The organism is Pseudoglutamicibacter cumminsii (genome assembly GCF_016907775.1).
In the GTDB taxonomy this organism is placed as follows: Bacteria; Actinomycetota; Actinomycetes; order Actinomycetales; family Micrococcaceae; genus Pseudoglutamicibacter; species Pseudoglutamicibacter cumminsii.
In genome coordinates this window covers 1,446,912-1,457,814 of sequence record NZ_JAFBCO010000001.1, presented here as the reverse complement: position 1 = coordinate 1,457,814, position 10,903 = coordinate 1,446,912, and the positions used below count along the sequence as shown (strand labels likewise).

9 protein-coding genes are annotated in these 10,903 nt (G+C 59.4%); 6 read left to right on the top strand and 3 right to left on the bottom strand.

Annotation, left to right across the window (positions count from 1 at the left end):
- Positions 1 to 15: 15 nt before the first annotated feature.
- Positions 16 to 669 (bottom strand): WhiB family transcriptional regulator, encoded by a 654-nt coding sequence (locus tag JOD50_RS10535; RefSeq protein ID WP_275587681.1) that lies wholly within the window; start codon positions 667 to 669, stop codon positions 16 to 18.
- Positions 670 to 1,163: 494 nt separating this feature from the next.
- On the opposite strand from JOD50_RS10535, the gene JOD50_RS06655 reads away from it, so the two are divergent.
- The gene (locus tag JOD50_RS06655) at positions 1,164 to 1,931 is read left to right on the top strand and encodes a TIGR03089 family protein (RefSeq protein ID WP_204880889.1); all 768 of its coding nucleotides are present in this window, start codon (positions 1,164 to 1,166) and stop codon (positions 1,929 to 1,931) included.
- 54 nt (positions 1,932 to 1,985) lie between these two features.
- Here JOD50_RS06655 and JOD50_RS06650 read toward each other — a convergent pair whose 3' ends face one another.
- Entirely contained in the window at positions 1,986 to 2,468 is a 483-nt protein-coding gene (locus tag JOD50_RS06650; RefSeq protein ID WP_101630218.1) for a GtrA family protein, read from the bottom strand.
- Positions 2,469 to 2,604: 136 nt separating this feature from the next.
- Between JOD50_RS06650 and JOD50_RS06645 the strand changes: the two genes are divergently transcribed.
- The 4 genes from JOD50_RS06645 to manA all read left to right on the top strand — a co-directional run bounded on the left by JOD50_RS06645 (position 2,605) and on the right by manA (position 7,311).
- A complete protein-coding gene (locus JOD50_RS06645; protein WP_204880888.1) occupies positions 2,605 to 3,762 on the top strand; it encodes a 5-(carboxyamino)imidazole ribonucleotide synthase in 1,158 nt (385 codons plus the stop codon).
- Positions 3,759 to 4,310, top strand: a complete 552-nt coding sequence (gene purE, locus JOD50_RS06640; RefSeq protein ID WP_239541547.1) for a 5-(carboxyamino)imidazole ribonucleotide mutase — start codon at positions 3,759 to 3,761, stop codon at positions 4,308 to 4,310. Before JOD50_RS06645 ends, purE begins: the two co-directional genes overlap by 4 nt.
- A 26-nt stretch (positions 4,311 to 4,336) precedes the next feature.
- Positions 4,337 to 5,983 carry an LCP family protein gene (locus tag JOD50_RS06635; RefSeq protein ID WP_338052047.1) on the top strand — a complete coding sequence of 549 codons (1,647 nt, stop codon included), beginning with the start codon at positions 4,337 to 4,339 and terminating at the stop codon, positions 5,981 to 5,983.
- 68 nt (positions 5,984 to 6,051) lie between these two features.
- Positions 6,052 to 7,311 (top strand): mannose-6-phosphate isomerase, class I, encoded by a 1,260-nt coding sequence (manA, locus tag JOD50_RS06630; RefSeq protein ID WP_204880887.1) that lies wholly within the window; start codon positions 6,052 to 6,054, stop codon positions 7,309 to 7,311.
- 89 nt (positions 7,312 to 7,400) lie between these two features.
- Here manA and glpX read toward each other — a convergent pair whose 3' ends face one another.
- Positions 7,401 to 8,345 carry a class II fructose-bisphosphatase gene (glpX, locus tag JOD50_RS06625; RefSeq protein ID WP_397427671.1) on the bottom strand — a complete coding sequence of 315 codons (945 nt, stop codon included), beginning with the start codon at positions 8,343 to 8,345 and terminating at the stop codon, positions 7,401 to 7,403.
- Between the two features lie 248 nt (positions 8,346 to 8,593).
- On the opposite strand from glpX, the gene JOD50_RS06620 reads away from it, so the two are divergent.
- Positions 8,594 to 10,825, top strand: coding sequence for a BCCT family transporter (locus JOD50_RS06620; RefSeq protein WP_204880886.1), 2,232 nt, complete (start codon positions 8,594 to 8,596; stop codon positions 10,823 to 10,825).
- Positions 10,826 to 10,903: the final 78 nt, after the last annotated feature.

Here is a 10,903-nt window from a genome sequence, read left to right as displayed (position 1 = left end):
GAGCTGAACTAGCGATCAGGCTCCCTGCTTTCGAAGTCGACGACGTTCACGTTCGGACATCCCACCCCAGATGCCAAAGCGTTCATCGTTTTTGAGGGCGTATGCGAGGCATTCTGCGCGGACTGCACACGATCCGCACACCTTCTTGGCGTCGCGTGTTGAGCCGCCCTTCTCCGGGAAGAATGCTTCCGGGTCAGTCTGCGCGCACAGTGCCTGGGTCTGCCAGCCGAGCTCGCCTTCGTCGTCCATGCCCATGAATTCGACGAGGGAAACGAACTGTTGCGACGAAGGTTTCTGCACCTCGGCAGGTCGTGCGCCGCTGTTCGGCGCGGCCTCTACAAGGCCCGATGCGGATGCGGCGTCAGTCTGGGCCGCTGGCCGCTGCTCTGCTTCAGCAAGATCAGCAGCGGAGACATCCGCACCAAAAACATCGGAGTGCAGTGGCGTTACCGTGGCCAACGCTTCCGGCGTATCAGCTTTTGGAGTCTCAGCCGGCGAATGCGCGGAGAGGAAAGCCGTGGCTGCTTCTTCGAGGTCGAGGTTGCTGCTGTAGCGAGTGCCGGCCTCTGGATCTGCTGGGTCGAGGAACCAGTCGCCGGGCACATCGCGCGTAACAACTGCTCGTTTCTCGCGCCCTTCCGCGAGCTCGTGGCGGTCACGCTGTGCCATGTGTCATGCGTCCCTTCATCCAGACTTCAGATCCACCGGGAGCATCGGGGTCGACGCTCTTCCACCCAGGGCCTTCGCGAGACTGTTGCGGCAACCGTTTTCTTGATTACTCGCCAGCCACAATCGAGCACCCTGAGGCACAGTGGCGTGCCTTGTGCACATACATAATTACATCCATGTAAGTTGATTTCGTCAAATGCCAGTTCGCTGAAAATCTTCCCCAAAGCGCGTTTTGTAGCAAGATCGAGCTTGATATAGCTTCACCCAAGCGCGATACATATGAACCTTTGAATTAGCTGAGAACTGCAGGTGAATTTATGCCGAATCGCGAATATGAGCCGCGCTCAGCCCTCGCTTAAATCCGGCCCTGCCCCGCCTCATCGTCTTTCAAGACAGAACCTCATCGTCTTTCAACACAGCGCCTTGACGCACAGTGCTTGAGCACCTTGAAACGCAGCACCATGAAGCTCAGCGCCGTGAAGCACAATAGAAGCATGGCTCCTATCGCAAGTTCCTCTTCACGCCCGCACCTGCGTTCCGCACTCACAATCCCCGCCGCGCTGACGGCGCTCGCTGAGCGTGGCTCGTCCCCTGCTCCTTTGCTGATTGACCACTCGGCTGGTCCCCGCATCGAACTATCGGGCCGAGTGCTTGTTAATTGGTGGGCCAAGAACAGCGGTTTGCTTGAGATGGAGTTCGGCTTGGGCGCCGGCGGCACCGTGTGTTTGGATGTTCCGCCTCATTGGCGCACGCTTCCGCTTGCGTTGGCCGCGTTGTCTTTAGGTGCCACGGTCACGGATCGCGCAGAGGACGCCGATCTCGTCATAACCAACCGTCCTTCGGAGCACATGTCGGCTCCCGATGTGTTGGCAGTAACGCTGGAGGCGCTCGCGGTTTCGTTCCCTGACGATCTCCCGGAAGGGATGGTTGATCATGCCGCCGAGGTGCGCGCCCAGCCGGATGCCTTGATGTTTTCTGCCGCGAATGCCGCGCAGGCTTCGTGGGATGTCGATGGCGTGGACTCCGCTTCGCTCGAACAGTTGCTTGCCGCTGAGGCCGCGGATGGTGCAGGCACTTCGGTCTCGTGGCTTGCGGTGGGCGGTGCTGACACAGCACAGGGTTGGTCGGCTGCTGTTGCGTCTCTTTTGGCGTGCCAGCCTGAGGGTTCGCTCGTTCTGGTTGCGCCTGACGCTTTGGTGGACGGCGCGCCGGTTGACACTTTGCGCACCCAGGAGCGGATCACACGCGCCGCTACCGCTTAGAACGCGGCGCGGCTACTGACAACACAGCGCGACTATTGCCCACACAGAGCCGCTTTAGCGCGTGACCTCGCGACGGTCTTCGTGTTCTGACCCTTTGGACTCGTTGAAGACCCACAAGCGGTACGCGATGAAACGGAAGATAGTGCCGAGGATGAGTCCCACGACCGAGCCTGCGATGAACAGGGCCATCGGGCTGGTCATCTGGAGCACATATTTGGTGAAGAACACGCATCCGGCTGCGATGAGGAGGCCGATTGCGTTCATGACCGCAAACAGCACGAGTTCACGGACCCACCGGTTGTTGCGGCGGTGTCGGAAGGTCCACCAGCGGTTTGCAGCCCACGAGAAGATCGAGGCGACAACGGTCGCCCAGCCTTTAGCCCAGACTTCGGCGTCGTCCATGGGGCCTTTGATGAGCCACAGGAACACGGCGGTGTCGATGACCCACGCGACTGCGCCGACCACGCCAAACTTAGCGACTTCGCGCCACAAGACTTCAACGAGGGTACGCATTTTGGCCCATAGGGTTCGCATCATGCTCCCTTCTGATAGATGGCGGCTGTGTCGTCGCTTGTGGTGATTTGTTCCCACGGATTCACGGTGGGTTACATGTCACACCACGCTTGCTCGGATGAGCAGTGGGCTACAAGCGCTTTATCTTAGACTAGAAAGGATGAAAACTTTGCGCATTGGTGTGATTGGCGGCGGGCAGCTTGCCCGGATGATGGCTCCTGCGGCCCTGAACTTGGGTATCGAGCTTTCGATTCTGTGTGAATCAGAAGAGACGGCGAGCGCGCGGGCTGTGGCTCACGCGCCGGTGGGTGACTATAAGGATCGGCAGACTGTCCTGGATTTCTCTGACTCTGTGGACGTTGTGACGTTTGATCATGAGCATGTTCCGGCTGAGATCTTGCACGAGCTCGTCGATAAGGGTGTGCGGGTCCACCCTGGCCCGGATGCGTTGATTCATGCCCAGGACAAGATTGTGATGCGCGAGGCCGTTGAGCGCTTGGGGCTACCGAATCCGCAGTGGTGCGCGGCTGACACGGCAGATGATGTGGTCGCGTTCGGTGAGAAGGCCGGTTGGCCGATCATCGCTAAGACTCCTCGTGGCGGTTACGACGGCAAGGGCGTTGAGAAGCTGGATTCCGCTGACGATGTTGAACGGATCAGCGCGTGGTTTGAGCGTGGTCAGGTTTTGTGTGAGGAATTGGTGGATTTCTCACGCGAATTGTCCGCTTTGGTTGCTCGCCGCCCGTCGGGTCAGACGGCGGCGTGGCCTGTTACTCACACGATCCAGGTCGCTGGTGTGTGCGATGAGGTGATCGCTCCGGCGCAGGATCTTTCCACGGAAACCGCTCAAGCCGCTCAGCAGACCGCTCTGACTATCGCGTCTGAGCTTGGTGTGACGGGCGTCCTGGCGGTCGAGCTGTTTGAGACTCCTGGCCGCGGCCCCGGCTTCCTGATCAATGAGCTTGCGATGCGTCCGCACAACACGGGTCACTGGACTCAGAATGGCGCGGTGACGAGCCAGTTTGAGCAGCATCTGCGCGCGGTCGCCGATCTTCCTCTGGGCTCCCCTGAACCGTTGGCTCCTGTTGCGGTGATGAAGAACTTCTTGGGTGGATCGAATCAGGATCTCGCGGCAGCTTTGCCTCATGCGTTGGCCTCGGATCCGCAGGTTAAGGTGCATGTTTACGGTAAGTCGGTGCGTCAGGGCCGTAAGATCGGCCATGTTAACCGTGTTGGTTTCGATGGTGAGAGCGTGGACGATGTGCGTGAGAAGGCGCGCGTTGCTGCGAACATCATGAGTGAAGGATTCTCGGCATGAGCTCTGTTGTTTCTGGTGAGGCGAAGCAGCCTCGCGTTGCGATTGTGATGGGGTCGGATTCTGACTGGCCTACGATGTCGGCGGCCGCTGATGTTTTGGACGAGTTGGGTATCCCGTATTTCGTGGATGTGGTTTCGGCTCACCGGATGCCGCATCAAATGATCCAGTTCGGTACGGATGCAAAGTCGAAGGGTTTCGAGGTCATCATCGCTGGCGCGGGTGGCGCGGCGCATTTGCCGGGCATGTTGGCGTCGGTCACGACCCTGCCGGTTATCGGTGTGCCTGTGAGCTTGAAGAATCTTGATGGTTTGGATTCTTTGCTCTCAATTGTTCAGATGCCGGGTGGTGTGCCGGTTGCGACGATGGCGGTCGATGGCGCGAAGAACGCTGGCTTGTATGCGGCCCGGATTTTGGGTTGCGGCGCTGGCGAGGAGGCTTCGCGTATTTCTGCCGCGTTGGCTGATTATGCTGAGCAGATGCGTGCAGGCGCCGATGCTAAGGGGCGTGCCTTGTCTGAGAAGCGCGCCGCCGAGTCTTCTGCGCAGTAAGCCGTAGATACATATAGGTTTTGAGTGTGAACGATTCGTCCCAGCTCTTAAAGGCGCAATCAGTCCCAGATCCGGAACAGTTGAACGCCCCCGGCCGCTCTAAGCGTGCTTGGATTTTGTGGCTGTTGACGTTGCTTGTCCCGGGTGGCGCGCAGCTTGTCACCGGCTATAAGCGGTTGGGCCGCAAAGCTTTGACCGTCACCATAACGGTGTGGGTCGCGCTGCTCGTGTTGGTCGTGTGGGCGTTGATGAATCGTAGCTCGCTACTCGACGTTTTTAGCCGGCCGTGGGTTTTGGTGCTGGTGGGCGTTGTGCTGGCGGCGCTTGCCGTGGGCTGGCTGTTGCTGTTTGTGCACACGTACCGGATCACGAAGCCTACGATGTTGGCGCCGGGGATGCGCGGGATTATCACCGCGTTCACGGTGTTGGCTGTGGTCGTGACGACGGGTGGCTTGGGTTACGGCTCGTATATTGCGTTTAAGAGCAAGGCGACTCTGGGAAGTATTTTTGCGTCGGGCCCTGCCGTTGATCCGATTGACGGCCGCTACAACATTTTGGTTTTGGGCGGAGACGCGGGTAAGTCTCGCGTCGGTTTGCGCCCAGATTCGGCTCAGGTGTGGTCGATTGATGCGAAGTCCGGCCGCGCGGTTGTGATTTCGATTCCGCGTAATCTTCAGAATGCCCCTTTCCCTGAGGATTCGCCGATGCACGAGGTGTATCCGAACGGTTTCAACTGTGGGGACGCGTGTATTTTCAACGCGATTTATCCAACAGTTGAGCAGAAGTATGCGGATAAGTATCCGGATACTGACGACCCTGGCGCGGTAGCGACGATGGAGGCCGCCAGCGCTGTCACGGGGCTGAAGATTCAGATGTATGTCACGGTCGATATGGGTGGTTTTGAGCACCTGATCGATGCGCTGGGCGGCGTGAAGATCACGTCGGGCGGCTGGGTTCCGTATAACGGGAAGCGCGACCCGAACACGGGTTTGCGCACCAAGTGGTTCGGTCCTGGCGAGCATCATTTCACGGGCAAGCAGGCGCTGTGGTTTGCGCGTTCGCGTGACTTCACGACGGATTATCACCGTATTCGCCGTCAGCAGTGTTTGCAGCAGGCGATGGTCAAACAGTTCACTCCGCAGAATGTCTTGACGAATTTCACTCAGATTATGGACTCGGGTGAAGAGATTGTTCGCACGAACATTCCGCAGTCTCAACTGGGCTCGTTTATAGGCCTTGCTGAGAAGACCCGGAAGCATACGTTCTTGAAGCTCACGTTGGGCGCCCCGGATTTCGGTAAGCCTGGGGATTTGTTCTCTACATACCCTGATTACGATCTGATTCATCAGCGCATTGATCAGTTGGTTGATAAGGCGACGGACGACGGTGCTAAGGCTCAAGAGAACGCCTCAAGCAAGTCTGAACCGAAGAAGAAAGATGCGGCCCCGAAGAGTTCCGGGAAGCAGTCTTCTGCGAAACCTAAACCGGAAGTTACACAAAGTTCACCTGAATCTTCCTCTGAGGCCTCTTTAGGGGTGGAAGATCAGGTCATCACTACACAACGTGACGGTTCGCCGATTACCGAAAAGTATTTGCAGGAACTTGAGTACATCGGCGACACCGGCCGAATTGAACAGATCGCACAAAACAACGATTCATGCAAAGCGGGGTAAGCTCGCTTGTACAGGCCGGGCCACGCGTATTGAACGGTCGTATGTAAGAGTCAGGAGAGGTGATAGCCGTGGAGAAGTTGGAGAATTCCATCCGCGACTATGACTGGGGTTCGCCTACCGCGCTGGCGGAGCTATTGGGGCACACGCCGAGTGGACGCCCTGAGGCTGAGCTATGGATTGGCTCCCACCCTGCCGCGCCTAGCCGTTTGTTGAGCGATGGTCGCTCGCTGACGGATGTTCTGAAAGAGCGCCCTGAAGAGAATCTCGGCGCCGCGGTCGTTGCGTCTCAGCCTGCCGATTGCGTGAGCTTGCCTTTCTTGATGAAGGTTCTCTCTGCCGATGCCCCGCTGTCGTTGCAGGTACACCCTGACGCTCAGCAGGCGAAGGCTGGTTTCATCCTCGAGCAGAGCTCGGGTGTTCCGATCGATGTTCCGCATCGGATGTATAAGGATCCTCGCCCTAAGCCGGAGATGATCTTGGCGTTGACTCCGTTCAAGGCGTTGACGGGTTTCCGTTCGGCAGAGCAGGGCATCCCAGCTTGGGAGTTTCTGCGCGGCAACACCTCGCGTGAAGAGACGCGCGCCGTGGCGAACACGGTCATCGAGCATCTGAACCATCGGGACTACAAGTCTGCACTGGCTTACTTGGTGACCGGTGTGGACGGCATTGATGCTGTTGTTGCGGACGCAGTGCAGATCATTGAACGCGATGCGGAGGCGGCTCGGACCGTCGATGCGCTGCTCCCGCTACTTCCATGGTTGAACCAGAAATATCCAGGCGACTCTGGTGTACTGGTGTCATTGCTGTTGAACTACGTCGAGCTTGAGCCAGGCGAAGCCGTGGCACTGCAAGCGGGGAACCTCCACGCATACCTCCACGGGACCGCAGTTGAGGTCATGGGCAACTCAGACAACGTTCTGCGTTGCGGCATGACTTCCAAGTACATCAACGTTGACGAGCTGATGTCGATCGTCCGTTTCGCTTCACTCGAACCGACGTGGGTTCGCCCCGAGCAAGAGAAGCCAGGCATCGAGCTGTACTCGACCGAGTTCGACGAGTTCGAGCTCGTGCGTATCAAGGGAGCTTCGTCCGGGAACATTTCACTGCGGGGTCCGGCGTGCATCATCGCGCTCGCGGGCAACGTCACCGTGCGAGGAGCCGACGGGACACAGATCCACCTCGGCCGCGGCGAGTCCGCCTTCATCCCCGCCTCTGCAGGTGAGCTTTCTATCGAAGCGGACGAGGATGCCCACGCGTACTTGTGTGCTACCCCGCTCAACCGGCAGAAAGTAGCCGCATCCGGTTCATCCGCCACGATGACCAGGTAGCGACTTAGATGACCAGGTAGAGGGCTAAACGTTGGTGGGGCGTGGATGAATCATCATCCACGCCCCACCAACGTTTAATGCTCTGTGTTTTAGCGGGTGAATCCGTCCCATTTGTCGGCGCGGTGCTCTGCGGTTACTTCGCGAACGGTGCCGGACTTGGCCCGAAGCACGAGGGACTGGGTCACGATGCGGTCGCCACGGTAGCGGACACCGCGTAGCAGGTCGCCGTCGGTGATGCCGGTCGCGACGAAGTAGCAGTTGTCGGTCGTGACGAGGTCCTCGGTCGACAAAACCTGGTTGACGTCCAAGCCGGCCTTCTCTGCGGCCTCGCGCTCAGCGTCATCCGTTGGGTGCAAGCGGCCCTGGATCACGCCGCCCAGTGCGCGGATAGCGCACGCGGTCACGATGCCTTCAGGGGTACCACCGATACCCACGAGCATGTCGACACCCGAATCAGGGCGAGCGGCCGCGATCGCGCCTGCAACATCACCGTCGAGGATCAGCTTGGTGCGCGCACCAGCCTCGCGGATCTCCTTGATCATGTCAGCGTGACGTGGGCGATCAAGTACGGTCACCGTCACCTGGGATGGCTTCTTACCCTTAGCCTTCGCAACACGGCGAATGTTCTCGCCGATCGGCAAGCGGAGATCAACCGAATCCGCGGCCTCCGGGCCGGTCACGAGCTTGTCCATGTAGAACACTGCCGAAGGGTCGTACATCGTCCCGCGTTCAGCAACAGCCATCACGGACAGCGCATTGTTCAGGCCCTGCGCCGTAAGACGGGTGCCGTCGATCGGGTCAACCGCAACATCGGCTTCGGGACCGTTACCGGAACCCACGTGCTCGCCGTTGAACAGCATCGGGGCTTCATCCTTCTCGCCCTCACCGATCACCACGACACCGTTGAAATCAACGGTCGTGAGCATCGCACGCATCGCATCGACAGCCGCGCCGTCCGCCCCGTTCTTGTCGCCGTGGCCAACCCACGGGGCCGATGCGATCGCCGCGACCTCAGTCACGCGGACCAGCTCCATCGCCAAGTTCCGGTCAGGAACAGCCGACGAAACGGACAGCTTAGGGGAAAGTTGGGTGTAGTCCTGCTCTTGCGTCACGGAGTCCTCTTCAGTGTTCTCGCTTGCAGTAATAACGGCACGATGCCTCACGTTCATCATATGCCCCTGCAAGGAAAAGGCTCAGCATGACTAGCCGAAGATCCCGTACCACTAGCCGAAAAACATATCTCTATATGATGAAGAACGAACCCATACCTTGAGGAGAAAACATGTCATCGGAGGATGGACGCGATTCTCAGCCGAATAAAGCGGATGAGAACGGACAGAAGAAACGGGGCCGGCGCGCCGCCAAGGAAGTAGCAGCTGAGCATCCGGGGCGCCCACTGACCGCGGAAAACCGCGCACGTCGCAGCCCTCAACCTACCGCCGGGCAGACCCTGAAAAGCGTGGGGCGCAAGGCCGGCCAGTTCCTGGGCGAACTGAACCGCTACCCACACAACATCCACCCGGCGTTGGTTCCTGGTGTGGACGTTGATCATCAGAAGATCCGCTACGGCGTCGACAGGCCGATGCTCATCACCGTCGGGCTTGCCATTATCGGCTTCGTGGTGTGGGGTGTTCTGAAACCTGACCAGGTGCTTTCGGCGACCACAAAGGCGCTGAACTGGATCATGACGAACCTCGGGTGGGTCTTTAACTCGCTCGCGATCGTGCTCGTGATCTACCTGCTGGTACTCGCTTTCACCAAGTACGGGCGCATCCCGCTGGGCCTCGAAGGTGACAAGCCTGAATACTCGACGGTCTCGTGGGCGGCGATGCTGTTCGGCGCTGGTATCGGTATCGGCGTGATCTTCTTCGGCCCTTACGAGCCGATGACGTACTACCTCTCCCCCCGCCCAGGCGCGTATGACCCCGCAACCGTCGATGCGGTCAAGAAGGCCATGGCGCAGTCGGCGCTTCACTGGGGCCTCAACGCCTGGGCCATCTACGGCATCGTGGGCCTCGCCATCGCGTACGTTTCCTACCGCCGCGGCCGCGTTCCGCTCATGAGCTCGATCCTCACACCACTGTGGGGTGGATCCTCAAGCTCGGTGCGTGCCCGCGTCATCGACGGCCTAGCGATCATCGCAACGCTCTTCGGTACCGCGGCATCGCTCGGTATCGGCGCGCTGCAGATCGGCCGAGGCTTCGAGCTCGTGACCGGCTGGAGCCCCGGCGCAAACAAACTTGCCCTCATCATCATCGTGCTGCTGACCATCGGAACCATCTGGTCCGCGGTATCCGGCGTGAGCAAGGGCATTAAGCGGCTCTCCAACATCAACCTCGTGTTAGCGCTGGCGCTTGCGCTGTTCTTCTTCATCGTTGGTCCGACCGTCTTCCTGCTCAACGTCATCCCTGGTGTTGTTTCGACCTACTTCGCGGAACTGCCGACGATGCTCGCGGCAACTACCGCTGACTCCCCAGAGATGAACCAGTTCCTTTCCGCATGGACCACGTTCTACTGGGCATGGTGGGTCTCATGGGCCCCATTCGTGGGCGTCTTCGTTGCGAAGATCTCCAAGGGACGCACGGTTCGCCAGTTCGTCGTGGGCGTCTTGGCTATCCCGTCGTCGATCATCGTGCTCGCGTTCACGATCCTGGGCGGTACCGCGATCTATCTCCAGCGCACTGCAGGTGACATCGCCCCGGGCAACGACATCGATAAGCTCCCCGCGCCCGAAGACATCTTCTTCGTGGTGCTTGAACACCTCCCGGGCGCCCAGTTCATCGCGCCGATCGTGATCGCGATGCTCGCGGTCTTCTTCATCACGACCTCGGACTCCGCATCGATCGTGAACTCGCAGCTATCGCAGCGCGGTAACCCGCACCCTAAGCGTTGGATTACGGCGTTCTGGGCGATCTTGATGGCCGGTATCGCCGCAGTGATCCTCCTGATGGCCGGTAAGACCGCGTTGCAGGGCCTGCAAAACCTCATTACGATCACCGCGCTACCGTTCGCGGTCGTGCTCGCGCTCATGGCGATCGCGCTCTATAAAGAGATGCGGACCGACCCGCTTGTGATTCGCCAACAGTTCGAAGACGCCGCGCTCTCTAACGCCGTCAAATATGGCATCGAAGAACACGGCGATAACTTCGAGCTGCGCGTTATCGCATCCGATAACGAATACGCAGCCGGCCACGATTTCGATTCGACATCGGATGAACTCACCGACTGGTATGCACGAACCGACGCCGACGGCAACCCGATCGGCTTCGACTACGAATCCGGCCTCTACCTCGACGAGGACGGCAAACCGCTGCCGGCCGCGCAGCAGCCTTCACTGGTTGACCCGGAGACGGGTGACATCGTCATCACGCAGGAAGCCCTCGCTGAGGGCATCGATGTCCCGGAAGGCGCGATCATCGAAGAAGAAGACGGCACGCTCTCCGATGGCAGCAACGAGGCTGGCCAGGGCGAGGAACACGGCAAAGGCAAGGACAACGACACCGACGTGAAGTAGAGCGAATGCCAGCCATGACCTCCGCGCCGTGACCATCGTGGGCCTCAGCGTTGTGAAGCTGAGGCCCACGCACTCTTC

Coding starts and splice junctions, on each gene's coding strand:
- JOD50_RS10535 (WP_275587681.1), bottom strand. CDS start 669: ATGGCACAGCGTGACCGCCACGAGCTCGCGGAAGGGCGCGAGAAACGA.
- JOD50_RS06655 (WP_204880889.1), top strand. CDS start 1,164: ATGGCTCCTATCGCAAGTTCCTCTTCACGCCCGCACCTGCGTTCCGCA.
- JOD50_RS06650 (WP_101630218.1), bottom strand. CDS start 2,468: ATGATGCGAACCCTATGGGCCAAAATGCGTACCCTCGTTGAAGTCTTG.
- JOD50_RS06645 (WP_204880888.1), top strand. CDS start 2,605: ATGAAAACTTTGCGCATTGGTGTGATTGGCGGCGGGCAGCTTGCCCGG.
- purE (WP_239541547.1), top strand. CDS start 3,759: ATGAGCTCTGTTGTTTCTGGTGAGGCGAAGCAGCCTCGCGTTGCGATT.
- glpX (WP_397427671.1), bottom strand. CDS start 8,345: ATGGAGCTGGTCCGCGTGACTGAGGTCGCGGCGATCGCATCGGCCCCG.
- JOD50_RS06620 (WP_204880886.1), top strand. CDS start 8,594: ATGTCATCGGAGGATGGACGCGATTCTCAGCCGAATAAAGCGGATGAG.